Here is an 18,032-nt window from a genome sequence, read left to right as displayed (position 1 = left end):
ACCACCGTGATCTACACTTCTAGCTTCGTCGTCAGCGTCAGATGTGTTTAAGATACAGTATTAAAATATAAAATAGTTGGTTTTTATACGAATCGGCAAGTTTATTAAAATTTTACTTGTACCTTACACGACGTAATCATTTATATTTATTACAGGAGTGAAAAATATGAAGCTAAGAGTTGAATACAATTGTGTAAATGGATTTATTGAATAACGTTGGTATTTATTTTATATAATGCTAATAAGGATGAAATAGGAGGAGTGCAAGTTTCAGTGTATAAATTGAGATCAATGCTAAAAATATTTAGAAATATAGTAATTTTGTTCATATGTCTAATATTGCTGTTATTTGTTATTTATCCTCAATTATTGAATAAAATTGCTGGCAGAATGTATTCATCTTTATCTATGACAACTTATTTTAGAGATTCGTCCTTTGAAAAATATACTAAGGGAAATCAAAATATATATTTTCTGGGGACTGTTCACTTCATGAGCTTGGATTCAAAAAATTTTTCCTATTTAAATCTAAAGGCAGTAATTGAAAATTTAAAGCCTGATTTACTTTTAATAGAGAGCAGGCCGGAACAGCTGACAAATAATAATTTTGCGGATGGTCCGGGAGAAATGCTTTAAATTGTGGGATCCCGGTTATTGGTACGGTGTATAAAACAGATATATGGAAGAGTCAGGCAAAAATTATAATTAAGGAACTTGAGGAATTCAGCGAAGTTATAAAGAAAACAGGCGAAATGCGATAGTAAAGCACATTGAACTATAGGAAGTTGATAATTGTAAAATAGGGGGAGGGCAAGTTTGAATATGAAAGATGTTGAAGGTATACTTGATTATTATAAAAATGAGTTAAAGTGGAATCCACCTTTTGCCGAAATACTTTCTAAATATTCTCCAGTTTGTAATTGTAACTATTGTCAAAGGTGTAAATGTATTGTGCAAAACGGGTGTCCAGGCAATTGAAGCGGCGGAGAAAAAATATAAAGAAATGGACTTAACTGAGGGAAATATATAAAATGCTATGGAAAATAAACTATCTTGATATATGATATAATTATATGCATAATTGACTGGTAAAGAGCATCTCTTTGCCGCTTAAAATAATCTTGAGGCTATGACAGAAATTACAAATATTAAAGGAGAATGTTATGAAAACCAATTCAATTAAAATTAAAAATGAAATACTGATGTTTGTGTCAGTCAATTTTATCATTACATTTTCCATGGGAATAGTTATGTTCTTTGTATATAAATATATTGATAAGGCTGCTATTTCAGATTTTGCCTTAGTACAGATGTTTTATCCGGCTTTAACTGCTGTTATATTGATGATTAGCAATGAAAAAAATAATATTGACAGGAATTTGATTTATTTTTTTAAAATTTATATTGTTTTATGTATTTTATCCATGATTGTTTTACTCACTGGAGTTTCTGATTTTCCCCAATATATATCTAAAATATTGTATGGGCTTATATGCGCATTTAGTATTGCTGCTTTCTACCTGATATTTAACAATAGAAATAATTGTTTTGAAAAGATTGGTATGGTTCTTCAAAAGAATTTTAAGAATGTTTTTATATTATGTTTGATATTTATAGGAATTGAATTTGTAATAGCAATTCTAAATGGATTTATTTATGGTAATTTTATTGAAAATGTAGAAAAGAGCATCAAACTTTTGGAGTTTCTACCTTTTAATTTACTGCTGGGTATTCTTATATCTTTTATAAGTTTCTTTGGAGAGGAATTTGGCTGGAGGGGATACTTGCAGCCTAGACTTCAAGTTCTGTTTGGCAAAAAACTTGGTGTCATAATATTGGGACCTATATGGGGACTGTGGCATTTACCCCTCTGCTTTATGCTGTACAGTCCTAAAACTCCTGTTTACTGCCTAATTTTTCATATATTTTACTGTACATTCATCGGTATCTTTTTAGGCCTTGTCTATATGAAAACGGGAAATCTTTGGTCAACTATAATTGTTCATTTGATAAATAATTACATGGCCTCTGGCAGCGGTAATGCAAATAATATAGTATTTACACCTGAAATATTAATATTGAATATCGCTGTTTGTGGAATTGTATTTTTACCCTTCATATTTACTAAAGAGTACAGAAAAAAATCATCTCGAAGGACCTGTGAATTCTATAGTTAAAGGTATTTGCTTTCATCACGTTCATGTCATCAAATTATCCAGTATAAGAAAGTTTTTATTCGGTTTAAATGTTAAATTCTAGTTAATTACAGTTAATTTTTTGGATTTGTAGTGCAATCATATGTCTAAATTTGTATAATTATAAGCATAGTCAAATTAAGATTTATAAATTGTGAATTGTCTAGGTTTGTATTGTTATATGATATAATCTATATAAATTGGAGGGTATAGTAGTATGAAGGTGCTTGTGCTCAATGGTAGTCCAAAAGGAGAAAAAAGCAATACATTTAGGATAACCAGAGCTTTTTTGGAAGGGCTAGAGGAAATTGAAAGCTGCAGTGTAAATATAGTGAATATCAGTGAGAAAAATATTGAACACTGCAGGGGATGTTTTGCCTGCTGGACTAAAACTCCGGGTAAATGCATAATAAGGGATGACATGAGAGAGCTTATAGAAAGCTATGTGACATCAGATGTTGTCATCTGGAGTTTTCCACTTTACTATTTTGGTATGCCGTCAAAAGTCAAGGCATTTCTTGATCGAATGCTTCCTACAAATCTGCCATATATGAGTTTAAACAAGGATGGAACAAGCGGACACCCTTCCCGGTATGATCTGTCAAATCAAAGGTATGTTCTCATTTCGACCTGTGGATTTTACAGCACAAAGAAAAATTATGATGCTCTTTTTAAACAGTTTGACATCCTGTTTGGAGATAAACTGTCAAAAATAATTTGTCCTGAAGGAGAGCTGTTCCATGTTTCCCAGCTTGAGGGAAGAATTTTAGAGTACCTGTCTTATGCGAAACAGGCTGGCAGAGAATTTGGATATAATTCTGCTATCAGCAGTGATACAAAAGATGAACTTGGCAAATTGCTGTATCCTCCGGATGTGTTTGTGGAAATGGCAAATGCCAGCTGGAATATTTCAGAGGGCTCTATGGAGAAAAGGCAGCAGCAGGATAGATCATATAATTTTATGAAACAGATGGCCGCTGTATACAATCCTAAAAGTTATACAAAGGATGTTCTGATTGAAATATATTTTACAGATATCGACAAAACTTATCAGCTTTTTCTGGGAAGGGAAAAATGCACCGTCAATACTGAGAATTTTGTGACCTATACTACTAGAATTGAAACTACTTTTGAGCTCTGGAAAAAGATTTCAGAGGGTAAGGTCAACGGGGCGAAGGCATTGATGAAAAAGCAGTACCGAGTACTGGGGGATTTCAGCATAATGCTTAAAATGGATGGCTATTTTGGAATAAAAAGTCAGATACCCGAGAAGAAATCTGCGGGAAATAAGACAAATATGACCCTGCTTTTGTTTCAGTGGATAGCACTTTGGGTAGTACTGCCTATAGATGAGATTTGGGGAGGTGTTGTAGGAATAATCGTTTGCTCCGTTATACCTCTTCTGTCCTATAAGTTTAAACTTACTATTTATGATGAAATAAGTATTCCATTGATCTGTGTCCTGGGTATTCTGGCGGTGTTTGGAACTAATCCAACATTTTTAATATGTCTTTCATATCTGATATTTGGCTTTATGTGGATATTGTCCTGCTGGGGGAAAATACCCTTGACTGCATACTATTCATGCAATGATTACAACGGGAAGGATGCCTTTGAAAATCCACTTTTTTTGAAGACAAATAGGATTTTGACTGCAGCTTGGGGTGTACTCTTCCTGATAATTGCCTTTTGTACCTATTTCCTGATGGGAAGTGTTTTATCAAGTTATACCGGTCTTGTGAATTCAATTGCGCCTGCAGTTATGGGAATTTTTACAAAATGGTTTGCCAGCTGGTATCCTGCGAAAGTTGCCAGGGGATAATTTATTTTTAAATTCGCTCTGACTCTTGCTGGGAGATCAGCTAAATAAGCGGTTGTAGAGATTACAGCCGCTATTTTTATCAAGTTATTCTTATATCCGTCTTAACCTTCTTATAAAAGTTATATTTTTTGCGGGATTTTTTCCCATATGGTACATATGATGATTATAAGGAGGTGATTTTAAGTATGTCCTATATAAGGGTGCAAAGCATTTGTGTGAGAAGTCTTACCATAACGGATTTTAAGCCTAAAAGTAATGTAATAAATGATACCTTGAAAATTGGATTTGATGGAAAAAATATTTACAGAAGTTATATGTATTTTAATATAGACAATATACCTAAGGATGAGTTCGTAAATTCTGCCTATTTATATATATACTTAAATAAAATTGACACTGAACATTCCAGGACCGTTTTCTATATACAACCACTTCAGGAGGACTTTGATAAATATACTACCTTTGAAAAACAACCTCAATATTATAATAGACAGGCTAAGTTTGAAATAAATAAAAATTTTCACGGCCCTGTACGTGTGGAAATAACAGACATATTTAATGAGTGGAACAGTGGGTACATGAAAAATAAAGGTATAATTATGAAAAGCAATGAGAGAAAAAAATCTCTTGGGAGTTTTACTTCCAATTCTATCTGTGATTACGAATTTATTCCCAAGCTTATAATTAGTATTCCGGAGTTGAATCATCACAACAATAGCAGTGAAACCGTGAATGTAATGGAAAAAAGTTGGAATTTAGAGTTTCGCAGAATAAGGTGTTCCCCGCCAATAAATGTTGAGCGCATTATTCAAGGTACATTTTTTATTGACAATATAGGTAATGGGGAAGTGAAAGCTGCTGTTGAAGTTAGCTGTGATTTGTGCAGCTGGATTAAAGATGATGAAATTATAGTGGACTCCAATAGCTCTGGAATTTTAGTAGCTAAATATTATGGGAAATATTATAGAGTAAAATTACAGTGCTTAGAACAGGGCACTGTAAGAGTAAACTTTATATATCAAGCTTATAGGTAAAGAAATGATAGTATGAAAGCACAATTGATTAATTGAGGAATAATATATTATTAGGCTTGGAAAGTCCGGCTATATTTTAAAATTAAAATGGAGATGAAAAGATATGCCTAATAATTTGGTATTTAACAAAGTGGCTGAACAGTTAAGAACTCAATTATATGCCTATAATATAAATTCAAATCAGGCTGAGGCCTTGACAGTGGATAATTCAGGTAATTTATTGGTGTCAGGGGCAGTGGATATAGGAAATACGGTAACTGTAACAGGAACGGTGGATGTGGGAAATACGGTAACGGTAACTGGAACATTAGATGTAGGCAACACGGTGACTGTAACAGGGACAGTAAATGTAGGCAACACGGTGACCGTAACAGGAGCAGTGGATGTAGGAAATACGGTGACTGTAACAGGAACGGTGGATGTGGGAAATACGGTGACTGTGACTGGAACATTAGATGTAGGCAATACAGTGACCGTAACTGGAACGGTAAATTCAATAACTGAAGGGACGCTGTTTACCACAGATAATATTACTCAAACTACTGGGACTGGTATGAATTTTGTACTGCAGGAAGATATTTCACAGCAAAAGATATACTCCTATTATATTAAAAATAATGATGCTGTAAATGCTGTTACAGTTGCACTCCAAATTTCTCCAACCAGCAATTCAAGTTATTTTATCAATGATGCTGCTGGTTTTGTAACTGTTGCTCCAAATACTGCAACGGTTTTGACCGCTCAGTATTATCTACAATATACAAGGCTTTATTATGATACTGGTGACAACACTGCTAATTTAGAAGCTTATTATAATGCAAGCGTTTAATATGATGATGCTGTCCTCTTTTGGACTGCATCATATTAGTATAGCTCTGTAAAAGGAGGCCATGATGTGTCAATAAGTCTATGCATGATAGTCAAAAACGAAGAGGATGTGTTGATCAGATGTCTTGAAAGTGTGAAATATATTGTAGATGAGATTATAATAGTAGACACAGGTTCTACAGATTCTACAGTTGAAATTGCAAAGAAATATGGTGCCAGGATTTTTTACTATAAATGGGATGATAGCTTCAGCAGTGCCAGAAATTATTCTTTGGAAAAAGCTACAAAAGAGTGGATTCTCATAATGGATGCAGATGATGAATTCGAGAAAAAAGATAGTGACAAATTACTTGAACTGGTCAATAACAAGAACAGTCAAACCTATGTATATTTCCTACGGACATTAAGTTATTCCGGTGAGAGACCTACTTTTGAAAGTGTTACTATGAATTTAAATGTAAGGCTTATAAAAAACGGGAAAGGATATAAATTCGTAGGAGATATACATGAACAGATAGTGCCTCCGCCAAATCATACTTATCATTCACAGGACGTAAAAGTTGAAAATATAAGGTTTTATCATTATGGATATTTGAATGAAATTATAAAGAATAAAAATAAGAGAAAGAGAAATATGAATTTGATAAGCAGAAGCTTGGAGCAAAATTCCAATAACTCATTTATGCTTTTTAATATGGGAAACGAATACTATGCCATGGCTCAATATAAAAAGGCGCTGGAATACTATATGAAAAGTTATAAGAGTTTTGTACCACAGGAGGGATTTAGCTCTAAATTGATGTTGAGGATAGTTTCATGCAATCAAGTATTGAAAGATTATGAAGTGGAATATAAGTTCATTGACGAGGGGTTGAAGTATTATCCCAATTTTACAGATTTGGAATTTATAAGAGGAAATACTCTTATGGGACAAGGCAAATATCTGGCAGCTATAGATTCATTGAATAAATGTATTAAAATGGGTGAACCTCCTGTTGAGATAAATGAATTGGTAGGGGTGGGTTCTTATAGAACTTATTACGTTCTGTCCGATATATATTTTGTTCTGAGGGAATATGACAGAGCAATGTATTATTGTGACAAGGTGCTGAAATTGAATTCAGGATACATGAAGGCATTTTCCAAACTTTCTCAGATAATGGGAGCTAAAAAGTTCACAATAGATGAAATGAAAGAGAAATTTGACAGCTACCTTGATGGAAGTGAAGGCGAGAATCTGTATTTGTTTTTATCGGATGTATTTTACAGTCAAAATAGATTTGATATTGCCTATGATTATACAGAAAAAGCGGAAAGAATATGTGAAGATAAATATAATATGTCCAAAATATATTACTACAAGGGGATTTGTTTATTTTATCAAAAAAAATTTAATGAGTCATATAATTTATTTAGAAAAATTGCGGAAAGGGATTTTATTGATAGGGCATTTTATTACAGTGCACTTTGCAGTACTTTTAATGACAGCATTTCAACTAGGGATATATTAATTGACAATCCCAAAGAAATTCCAGATGATAAAAAGTATCTAGTATACATGAAGTTTAAAGATCTGCTTGAGGGGAAAAAGTGTACGGCTTTGGCAGAAGATGTAAAATCATCTCAAAAATTTTTGGAGCCAATATTTAATTTATTGTCTATTTTGTTAAAGATGAATTATTTTGAAGAATTTGAAAAGGGACTTCAACTTTTAAATTTAATTGAAGATGACAATGTACTGTTATATCTGGCAAAGTTATACTACAAAAATGGATATATGGATCTTGCCTATAAGGAGTTTTTAAGATCCATAAAAATATACGATAGAATTGATGTAGAAGGACTTGAAATGATGAAACAGGCACTGTATTTTAATAATTCAAGATGTTGATTTTAATGAACAGGGGGCTTTAAAATTAGTTAAAGCCCTTATTGTTTTGTATTTATGAGGGAGTATTGAAATTTCTTATTGTCAATTTGAGTATTTTTAAAATGTTTTACTGAAATTATTGATAGAAATATGAAAATAAATTGTATTAATATATGAAGATAATAAATTATAGAAATTGAGGTAAAACAGATGAAGGAGAGACTTGTAGAACTTGATGTACTCAGAGGTATTGCGTTTGTCATGGTTGTGGTTCAGCACACAATAGGGGGATATTCATATTCAAAAGATATATCATACATGGATTTAGCACTGTCCAGATTTATTTATACAATTGCCCAGCCGGCAGTTAAAATATTTCTGATATTGATGGGCATGACGCTTATATATACATATATTGATAAATTTAATTGGAAATCCTTTTATATAAAAAAGATAAAATTTCTAATAGTACCCTATGTGATTTTTTCAATACTGGACATGTACTTGCTGAAGGACTGGGAGAAATTAAGGAATATTTTTGGACAAATTGTCACGGGAAATGCGGCATATCATCTCTGGTATATGGGCATGACTATTAGAATTTATATTTATTTTCCAATTATAATTTTTATTATAGGAATCATAGGAAAAAAGTCAGGCATATTTAAAATAAATTTTATTGTATTATACAGTGCCGCCTATATATTTTTTATTCAAAATAGTAATAGGGTTTATAATTTTCTAGGAAGAATCATATTTGGAAATCCTACAGAACTTCAGCAAAAATTTATAAATATATCACCTTTATCATGGTCTATATATTTTGTGATAGGTGTTTATATAATATTTAATTACAGCAAGTTTAAAAATATGGTTTTGAGGTATGGAAAGGCAATTACTGTATTGTACACGTTTTTTGCAGCAGCAGTGTACTGCAAAAACATGAACTTATTTGGAGATGAATTTTTCGTATATGATAAATTGAGTTATGGAATAGGCATAATACACAATATTTTATGCATGATGTTTTTTTATTTGATCTCACTGCATATTGTAAAAAAAAGAATATTGTGCGGTTTCTTTAAATTTATAGCCAGGTATTCATTTCCATCCTATATGTTTCATGTAGTGATACTTCAGTATTTTGCCAATAATATACATCAGACGGGGAAATTGTACTCGCCTTTTATACTTTTGATGTTGACTGCATTTATAACTCCCTGTATTTTTTACATCATAGGCTTTATTCCATTTAGCAGATATATTACGGGAGTCAGGAAAAATTCCGTTTTCCGGGGAAATAAATTGCATCATAATATAAAAATGAATACGAGAATAGCACATTGATAATCTGCTGCTAGGGGGAAAATATGAAGATTGTAGAAGATAATTTTATTTACAGATTGAAGTGCAAAGATCCAAAAGCTCTTGAATACGCTTTTGACAGGTATTGTGATTATGTATATAGAATAGTGTTTTCAGTATTTGGTTCTGAAAGGTATTCTACCTATATGGATGAATGCATTAATGATATATTCATGTGTCTGTGGAATAATGCGGATAAGTTTGATGAGAATAAGGGAAGCTTCAAGTGCTGGTTTAAGGCTGTAGCCAGGTATAAGGCTATAAATTATAAGAAAAAAATTACTAGAAATACAAATACGGAGTACATGGAAAACTGTATTTTTGAATCCTCACAGCAAGTGGAAAACCTGGTTATTTCAGAGGAAAATAAGAAAGAAATAATAGAGGCAATAAAAGAATTAAAAGGATTGGACAGAGAAATATTTATAAAAAGATATTTAATACAAGAGGATATAGTTGATATAGCAGATTCACTTGGGGTAAAGAGATCTGTAGTTGACAACAGGCTTTCCAGGGGAAGAAAGATTCTTAGAAAAAAACTTGAGATCTTGCAAAGGGGGGGATGCATAAATGAGTAGTAAAAAATTTGAGGATAATGATCTGCTGGAATTGTTCAATTATGTTGAACTTGACGATAAAGAGGAGAATTTGGAATTTGAAATGGATGATTTAAGAAAAAAAGCATTGAAAAAAAGGATTATGAAGCAGGTGAAAAATGAGAGCAGACATAAAAAATTTTCATATAAAACTGCAGTTGCAGCTATAGTAATCGGACTTGTATTTATTACTGCAAATGTATCTATATTTGCCCAAAATATCCCTGGATTGAAATCAATAATTCAGTATATATATGGAAGTAAAAATGACAATACGAAGTATGAGAGGTATTCCCAGGCCATAAATGAGAGCATAACAGACAATGGAGTGACTTTTACCATAAATGATGCACTTTGTGATGGAAGCAGCTTGATGATTGGATATACCATAAAAAGCCAGGGCGACATAAGAAAATTTGTTTTAACAGGAGATAAGATAATTGAAAAACAGGTAAAAGACAGCAGCTTTGTACCGTTTTTTATAAAGGCTAAAATAAATGGCCAGGAGACTGCAAGCGGTTCAAGTTATGGCGGCAGATACAAAGATGAACATACTTATGTTAATTCTGAAATTTTAGACCTGGGTGATAAAGATCTCCCGGATAAAATCAAGGTAGATATAAATATAAATGACATATATGGGATAAAGGGTAGATGGGATTTCAGATTTATTGTTTCGAAAAAACGGATGTCCAAAGATATTGTAGATTATAAGCCTAATGACAGAATAAAGATGCCTGATGCCTATTTGAATATAGAAAGAGTGAGATTTACACCCATCGCCACTTATATGACAATTTCCGGGAAATATATAAAGGAAGAATATAAAAATCCTGATAAGCGTAAAGAGGCCTTCAATGAAGATGTGATTATGGGAAATACTCTATATGACAGTTATTTTGTACTGGATGACAGCGGAAATGAAATTGAACTTAGGGGAAGTTCAGGACATGCAGTTGAAAAATCCAATACTATGGACTTTGAGGATGTGTACAGATTTGAAAATATAAAACATATTCCCAAATATATAACTGTCATACCTTATAAAATGAATTACAGCAAGACAGAAACAGAAACTAAAGCTGTATATGTGAATATAAATGGAAAATACCCTATGGAGCTCAGACAGGGAAATATGGGGAAAATAACGGTGGACAGTATAGAGTATAAGAAGGACAGGACTATTGTAACATGTACAGCAGAGGGTAAAGCGCCCTTTTTACAGGCAAATGAAATTTATATAATGGATGATAAAAATAATCAAGTAGGAAGAAAAGACATGAATTATAAAGTTAAAAGAGATACCGTTGATCCCCGAAAATATATACTTGAATTTGACCCTATGAGTAAAAACAAAAAATATAAAATAGGTACAAATGATTTAAGTTCCTACGATGTGAGAAATGATTTGAAATTTAAAATACAGCTTCATAATAAATAGTTTAGCGTAAAAAATACCTTCACAGAATAAAATGTGAAGGTATTTTTTAGCTGATTTTTTAAAGTTAATGTATGTAAATACGATATTTAAATAGTGTCCTTTTTTATTGGAGGTTGTAGATGTATGATTGAGTGGTATAAATATACATGGAGTGAAGTAATAAAAGAACTGAACAGTGATACATATTATGGACTAGATGAAGAACAAATAGGGCCTCTTAGAGAAAAGTATGGAGAGAATAAAATTATAATGCCGGAGACCAAAGGCTTATTTTATTTTATATTTATGCAGTTTAAAGAAATATGGGTGCTGTTATTGATCCTTTGTGCAATTTTATTTGCATATTTAGGCATGTGGAACTATGGAATTATATCTTTAATCATTTTATTTTTAAATGTGTCTTTTATAGTTCAGGAGCAATATAAAGGGGAAAGAGATATAAAAGAACTGCGAAAGTTGAACTCAGGAACGGCAAGAGTAATAAGGGATGGACGAACTGTTAGGATACCATCTGAAAAACTTGTAGTAGGTGATATAGTTATAGTTGGACAAGGAGAGGGAATACCTGCGGACATGAGAATTATTGAAAGTAATGATCTAAAGGTAGATGAGTGTTCCGTTACCGGAGAAAATTTTATAGTAGAAAAATACGAATTTAAAATAGATGATCGGGAACCGTCTCTTTCAGATATGAAAAATATGCTTTTTAAGTCGTCTTCTGTAGTTACAGGTGATGGTACAGGTGTGGTGACAGCAGTGGGAATGGATACTCAGGTGGCAAATATAGTAAAACTTTTACTTGAAGGTGAAGAAAAGAGAGAATTTTTTGGGACTAGAATATATGAGGTAATGAATGCCTTTAGTATGCTGCTGGCCATTTGTATCCTAATACTTGGATTTATGTTAAATTTTATTTTTCATAAAGATTTTTCCTACAATTTAGAAATATTATCAATTACGTTTTTAAGTACTGTTCCACAGGCGATGATCATTATTATTTCTCTTGTGGGAGCAATTTTACTAAAAAGATTCAAAAAAATGGATATAACTTTTAAGGACCTATTGAGTGTAGAGAAGTTTTCAAAAGTTTCAGCGGTTTGTACAGATAAAATAGGTGCTTTTTCTAAAAATAAAATGAAAGTAGTAAAAGCTTATGGAAGTAATGGCCTTATAGATATAAATGGAGAGACCTTAAAAGACGGTATAAGTGAAAGCCTGTATAGAATGATGAATATAGGACTTTTATGTAATGATACAAAATCTGTAAAGAAAAATGAAGAAAATTGGGTAAAAAATTTGCTTGAGTCATCTTTGGTAAGGTTTGGTGCCAAAAATGGAATGTATAAAAAAGAACTGGATAAGAAATATGATAGAATATTTCAGATTTTATTTGACAGTGAGAGACGTATAACCACTACTGTAAATAAAGTGGACAAGAAATATAGAGCTCACGTAAAAGGGGCTACGGACTCTATTTTAAGCAGATGTACGCATATATTGAAAAATGGATTGGAACTGGAAATAACAGAGGAGGATATAGAATCTATAAAGAATGCAGATATTAGCATGTCCAATGAATGTTTGTATGTAATGGGATTTGCCTACAGGAATTTTAATTATGAACCGAGTATTAAAGAAAATATCGAAAGTAATTTGGTATTCGTAGGGTTAATTGGTTTTGACAATATGTTAAAAGAAAATGCATCAGATTCCATAAAAAAGGCTCTGTCCCTTTCAGTAAAACCCATTATTGTTACAGATGACAGCAAACTTACAGCTTTGGCAATAGGAAAAAAGATAAACGTTATATCCAGACTTTCCCAGATAGTTTCTGGTGTGGAGATGGACAATATGACAGATGAAGAATTCAATCGTATTGGAGAAAAGGTAAGTTTTTTTTCCAGAATAAGTTCTAAACATAAGGTGAAGATAATAAAAGCATTAAAAAGTTATGGATATATAACAGCTATAACGGGGTGGAAACTTACAGATTTACCTGCACTTAAAATATCAAATATAGGAATAACCAATACTAAGAGCAAAGTAGTGAGAAAATTATGTGATATTTTTGTTAAAAATATGGATTTCATGAGCTTCTTAAATACTATAGAGGATTCAAGAAAAATTATAAGTGTGATTAAAAAGATAATTGTGTATATTATAAGCTGTTGTGTGGGATTGGCAGCATTTTTATTGATGATCTTTTTATATGGCTTTGATGTTTCCGGATATGTTGTTATAGAATCACTTTGGTTTAATGGTGTAATTATGTTCTTATCATCTCTATCCATCATGTATCAGTACAGGGATGAAGAGGGAGATTATATACCATCTACCATTGATAAAAGCATAATAGGAGAAAATTTAGGCTTTATACTTTTTAGTGGAGTTTTCATGGGCATTTTATCTTTTGCATCTTTGTATGTATCGGAACTGTGGAGAATCAGTTTTCCGTTTTTGACTTCTATTTCAGTTTTAAATGTCTGTGCTGTATTATTTGTATATAGTTTTTCCAATGAAAAGTTTTTTAAAAACAGACTTTCAAATATAATTACAGTTATAGATATTGTTGTACAATTAGGTATAATCTTCATTGCTAGCAAATTATTGATTCTATTTAATTTAGGTTATTGGAAGATATTTTTTGCATGCATTATATTGTGGTCTATCTTATGTATAAATTATAAATTTCATAAAAATCAATATGATTAATAAGTTGTTTTTAGGCAAATATAGATAATAGCAATTGTGCCATATGCAGTGAATATCAGATTAGCCGGAGGTATCATCTATGACTATGAAAAGGCCATTGGTATTTTATTCTGTATCCCTATATCTAGGATGTTTATTTGTCCTGTTATTTTTAGACAGTATTTTGGCAGCAGCGTTAGTAGCTGCTTTTTTTCTTATAATATTATTTTTTACATTGGAAATTAAAGCTTTTACAATAAATGTGCTATTTTTTCTCCTTGGAATATTCAGCTTTTGTATTTATTTTAACGTAAGTATCCAGAACCCTGTTGAAATTAGAATTGTAGATAGTAAAAACTATTATTTTATAGGAGATTTTAAGGGAAGAAAAATTATATTGGAGGGAAAAACGAAGGGACTGGAAGAAGGTCAGAAGATAACAAAAGTATATGGGAGATTTCAAAAAAATTTTGATATAGAAAATGGATTTATTGGAAACTATTATTTAACGGGATATGAGTATTGTAAAAAGGATCTGGTATATTATTCTTATAAATTCAAGAAAAATCTTTATGAAAAATTCAAAAATATAATTGGAAAAGATAGAGCAGCTCTTATTATGGCTCTGTGTTATGGAGAAACCAATTATATCAACCAGGATCAGATGAAGAATTTTCAGGAATTGGGAATAATTCATGCTGTAAGTGTTTCAGGATTCCACATGGCATTGATATATGAAGTGCTGGAGTTTACAGTTGGGCTTAAAATGGCTGTATTTGTATCTCTATTCTATGTATTTTTTACAGGCATGGCAGCAGCAACCATGAGGTCTTTTATAATGATACTTATATTTAAACTGTCAAGTGTATTTTTTAAAGAATATGACAGCATATCCTCTTTAAGTCTGGCAGCTCTTATTTTGATAGCATTTAAACCTTATTATATAGTAAATATAGGATTTGATCTCTCTTTTTTAGCGACTTTAGGTATACTTCTATACAGTAAAGCCATATGCAGAAAATTGTATAAACTGCCTGAAAAACTAGCGGTCAGTGTAAGTTTAACCCTTAGCTCACAGATTTTTTCACTGCCCTATATAGCTTTTACAATACAGAATTTCAGTTATGGATTTATTTTGGGAAACTTATTCTTGATTCCCCTGTTTTCGATAATAATTGTGCTTGGAAATGGAGCACTGTGCCTATATCCCGTGGAAATATTGTTTAAATACATATGTACAATTATTAATTTTATTTTTACTGTGATAGATGGTGGAAGTATAATTGCCTTGAAGTTATGTCCTGGAGTGATGTATTTAAAATATGAAGATGGATTGATGGCTATTGCATTATTTACAGCTATTGTAATGTACAAGAAGGGATATGAAAAATTCAGGCACATTCCTGCTGCCTGTGTGATTCTGATGATACTTCGAGGATATTCTTTTTTTACCGGAATATCTTTTATAAATACGGATAATGGAGAAGCAGCCCTTATAAAAAGAGGTTTCAATAAAGTTATGATATGCAATTACAATTATTTAGATGCCAGTTGGATATGGAAAGTTAAAATGCAGCAGTCAGTAGATAAAATTATAACTAATCCTCATGAAAATTTTGTATATAATTTAGGTAATGGTTCTTATTTAAAAGTAAACGAAAACTCGAAAGCTCATATGGAGGTAACACTTAATTCCAAAAATAAAAAATTCAAATTTCTTTTGAATAAAAATGTTAAAGATAATAAACTGGCCTTTGACGGAGAAAAAGCTGTTTTTATACCGAAAATGGATATAAAAGATAGCAGCTCTTATGTTATAATGTTTAATATGCTTTTTAAGCTTCGATGATTATCGGAGCAAAGGAGGAAGTGAGTGAAGGTTGATTGATATAACTGCTTTTAACAGGAACTTAAAAAATGGACATATAGAAAATTGTTATTTATTCTGCGGCAGTGATGAATTTCTTATAAAGGAAAATATAAGAGAATTGATCAAAAGAGTTGTGAAATCTGATTTTATTGATTTAAATTATGTAAAATTTGATGGAAGTTCTCTGGAGGATTTTGACACTGTAATAAATGCCTGTGAAACCCTTCCTTTTATGAGTGATAAAAAAGTTGTACTTATATATAGGGCTTCATTTATGGGAGAAGAAAAGGGCTATAAAAGTAAGCTTTCTGGTGAATTTAAAAAAATACATGATTATTTAAAGAATGTACCCGAACATTGTGTTTTAATATTTTATTACCTTTTTAGAAGTAAAAGGGATAAACCGGGTAGAAGGATATACAGCCTGGATAAAGATATATGTGTGATTAGGGCCGATAAAATAAGGGGATATCAACTTGAAAATAAAGTTCAAGAATTTTTTCAGCTCAGGGGAAAGAATATAAAAAAGATTGATCTTAGAGTGTTCTGTAACCTCATGGAAGGGAATAACTTAAGTGCAATAGAAAATGAAGTGGAAAAACTATGCTGTTATACCTATGGCAGGGATATAAAAAGAAAAGACATTCAGGAAATGTTTCTAAAAAACAGTGAAGAGGATATCTTTGATGTTATAAATGCTATATCCAATAAAAATTTAAAAGATGCACTTCATCTGTTAAATGAACTCATATATAGCGGTGCTAAAATAAATTATATTTTAGTTATGATAGAAAGACAATTTAGTGTTCTGTTTAAAATTAAATTACTTCTGGAAAATGGCAAACAAAAGACCGAGATTATGAAATTATTAAACATTAGATCCCAATATAGATATAATATAATGGTTCAGCAGAGCAAAAAATTTACATTAAAACAGCTTAAAAAGTCTATACAATTATGCTTGAATACTGAAAAAGATATGAAAAGTTTCTCTCTCAATGAGAAAACCGAATTAGAGCTCTTACTAATAAATACTATTGCATAATAAATAACCGGTCACCGCCGGTCATTTATTATGCAACTAATCCATTTAATTTTAAAGTCAGCTTAGATTTGTCTCTTGAAGCTTTATTCTTGTGAATCACACCTTTTGATGCCGCCATATCTAGAGCCTTTATAGCTGCAGTGAAGGTAACCTTAGCTTCTTCTACATTTCCATTGTCAACAGACGCTAAAAACTTTTTTATAGTAGTCTTTAATGAAGATTTTATTATTCTATTCCTCAATGTCTTAGTTTGAATAACTTTTATTCTCTTTTTTGCAGATTTTATGTTTGCCATGCTTTCACCCCCTTGTATTTTTATAGATTTCAATAGCTTTGGGGAAATTTGCCATCAAATCATTATATTTAACAAGTGCTATTATAGCATTAAATTTTAACCACTTCAAGTAAAATTCAAAGTGTTGTCACGGCAAAAGCATAAATCCATCTCTTTCCAAAATTTTCTCACAAGAATTTTAAAAAAATGTCTTTGCAGCATTTATATATGGGATATGCCGTATTTTCCCTAAAATGTACCCTGGTATTACTGTCTGGATTTCAAATAACCATTGGGATTTTTCCATAGTGCGGTAGCACTCAATTTTTTCATTTTTGGATAATATATCCTTAAACTTAGAGTATTTAAGCCCAGGAAATTTTATACTCTAATTCATTGGATTAATAATCAAAATAATGAAAATATATGTTTTGATTTTTAAATAGCACAATAGATTAACTTATCTAAAAATTAATTTATACTTTCCAAATTTAAGTCAATTATTTCATCTGAAATTCGGGATAAAGATGAATCATGACTAATTATTATTACTATTTTTTCATGTTTAAGTTTTACTAATATTTCTTTTAACTTATTAATACTATTCCCATCTAGTGCAGAATTAGGTTCATCTAATAAGATGACATCTGGATCTTTAGTTAACGTTCTTACGATTGCTATCTTCTGCTTTTCACCTCCTGACAACTCACTACATTTTTTATAATTGTTTTCTAATAAATAATCTATTTTAAATAATTTGCACCATGAATTCATTGTTTTTAATACACTAGCATCATCTAAATTATATGTTATGTTGTTCTGTATAGAATCATCAATTAGAATTGGTTCTTGTTCTGTCACACCTACAAGCTTTTCTCTTATTGATTCTATATTTAAATCTTTTATGTCAATAGAATTAAAGAGTAAAGTGCACCCCTTTGTCAAGACAATTTTTTAGTAGATTTATAGTTAGGTTGATAAACAGTATCATAATGCTTTCC

15 protein-coding genes are annotated in these 18,032 nt (G+C 31.3%); 13 read left to right on the top strand and 2 right to left on the bottom strand.

Annotation, left to right across the window (positions count from 1 at the left end; translation table 11 throughout):
- Positions 1 to 273: 273 nt before the first annotated feature.
- From J5G60_RS08395 to holA, 13 genes are all read left to right on the top strand, one after another.
- Entirely contained in the window at positions 274 to 636 is a 363-nt protein-coding gene (locus tag J5G60_RS08395; RefSeq protein WP_229981066.1) for a hypothetical protein, read from the top strand.
- A gap of 247 nt (positions 637 to 883) precedes the next feature.
- Positions 884 to 1,030: a hypothetical protein gene (locus J5G60_RS08390; protein ID WP_236035217.1), complete on the top strand. Its 147-nt coding sequence runs from the start codon at positions 884 to 886 to the stop codon at positions 1,028 to 1,030.
- A 133-nt stretch (positions 1,031 to 1,163) separates the two neighbouring features.
- Positions 1,164 to 2,177 carry a CPBP family intramembrane glutamic endopeptidase gene (locus J5G60_RS08385; protein WP_150358103.1) on the top strand — a complete coding sequence of 338 codons (1,014 nt, stop codon included), beginning with the start codon at positions 1,164 to 1,166 and terminating at the stop codon, positions 2,175 to 2,177.
- A gap of 235 nt (positions 2,178 to 2,412) precedes the next feature.
- Positions 2,413 to 4,017, top strand: coding sequence for an NAD(P)H-dependent oxidoreductase (locus tag J5G60_RS08380; RefSeq protein WP_150358102.1), 1,605 nt, complete (start codon positions 2,413 to 2,415; stop codon positions 4,015 to 4,017).
- A gap of 185 nt (positions 4,018 to 4,202) precedes the next feature.
- Positions 4,203 to 5,051 carry a DNRLRE domain-containing protein gene (locus J5G60_RS08375; protein ID WP_150358101.1) on the top strand — a complete coding sequence of 283 codons (849 nt, stop codon included), beginning with the start codon at positions 4,203 to 4,205 and terminating at the stop codon, positions 5,049 to 5,051.
- Positions 5,052 to 5,154: 103 nt separating this feature from the next.
- Positions 5,155 to 5,880 carry a DUF6385 domain-containing protein gene (locus J5G60_RS08370; protein WP_150358100.1) on the top strand — a complete coding sequence of 242 codons (726 nt, stop codon included), beginning with the start codon at positions 5,155 to 5,157 and terminating at the stop codon, positions 5,878 to 5,880.
- A 66-nt stretch (positions 5,881 to 5,946) separates the two neighbouring features.
- The gene (locus J5G60_RS08365; protein ID WP_150358099.1) at positions 5,947 to 7,770 is read left to right on the top strand and encodes a glycosyltransferase family 2 protein; all 1,824 of its coding nucleotides are present in this window, start codon (positions 5,947 to 5,949) and stop codon (positions 7,768 to 7,770) included.
- A 189-nt stretch (positions 7,771 to 7,959) separates the two neighbouring features.
- Positions 7,960 to 9,096, top strand: a complete 1,137-nt coding sequence (locus J5G60_RS08360) for an acyltransferase (RefSeq protein ID WP_150358098.1) — start codon at positions 7,960 to 7,962, stop codon at positions 9,094 to 9,096.
- A 23-nt stretch (positions 9,097 to 9,119) separates the two neighbouring features.
- Complete coding sequence (locus tag J5G60_RS08355) at positions 9,120 to 9,692, top strand: sigma-70 family RNA polymerase sigma factor (RefSeq protein ID WP_150358097.1); 573 nt, start codon at positions 9,120 to 9,122, stop codon at positions 9,690 to 9,692.
- Entirely contained in the window at positions 9,685 to 11,151 is a 1,467-nt protein-coding gene (locus J5G60_RS08350) for a DUF4179 domain-containing protein (RefSeq protein WP_150358096.1), read from the top strand. The genes J5G60_RS08355 and J5G60_RS08350 overlap by 8 nt, the downstream gene beginning before the upstream one ends.
- A 123-nt stretch (positions 11,152 to 11,274) precedes the next feature.
- Positions 11,275 to 13,863 carry a cation-translocating P-type ATPase gene (locus J5G60_RS08345; protein ID WP_150358095.1) on the top strand — a complete coding sequence of 863 codons (2,589 nt, stop codon included), beginning with the start codon at positions 11,275 to 11,277 and terminating at the stop codon, positions 13,861 to 13,863.
- A gap of 79 nt (positions 13,864 to 13,942) precedes the next feature.
- Entirely contained in the window at positions 13,943 to 15,691 is a 1,749-nt protein-coding gene (locus tag J5G60_RS08340; RefSeq protein ID WP_236035215.1) for a ComEC/Rec2 family competence protein, read from the top strand.
- A gap of 31 nt (positions 15,692 to 15,722) precedes the next feature.
- Positions 15,723 to 16,757, top strand: coding sequence for a DNA polymerase III subunit delta (gene holA, locus J5G60_RS08335; RefSeq protein ID WP_150358094.1), 1,035 nt, complete (start codon positions 15,723 to 15,725; stop codon positions 16,755 to 16,757).
- A 28-nt stretch (positions 16,758 to 16,785) separates the two neighbouring features.
- Here holA and rpsT read toward each other — a convergent pair whose 3' ends face one another.
- Together rpsT and J5G60_RS08325 are read right to left on the bottom strand one after the other, a co-directional pair.
- Positions 16,786 to 17,052: a 30S ribosomal protein S20 gene (rpsT, locus tag J5G60_RS08330; RefSeq protein WP_150358093.1), complete on the bottom strand. Its 267-nt coding sequence runs from the start codon at positions 17,050 to 17,052 to the stop codon at positions 16,786 to 16,788.
- A 450-nt stretch (positions 17,053 to 17,502) separates the two neighbouring features.
- Entirely contained in the window at positions 17,503 to 17,976 is a 474-nt protein-coding gene (locus J5G60_RS08325) for an ATP-binding cassette domain-containing protein (RefSeq protein ID WP_190972236.1), read from the bottom strand.
- Positions 17,977 to 18,032 lie beyond the last annotated feature (56 nt).

The organism is Clostridium sp. HV4-5-A1G (genome assembly GCF_900184915.1).
GTDB classification, from domain to species: domain Bacteria; phylum Bacillota; class Clostridia; order Clostridiales; family Clostridiaceae; genus Clostridium_B; species Clostridium_B aromativorans.
Note: the sequence above shows the minus strand (reverse complement) of the source record. Positions and strands in the feature narration are given on the sequence as shown.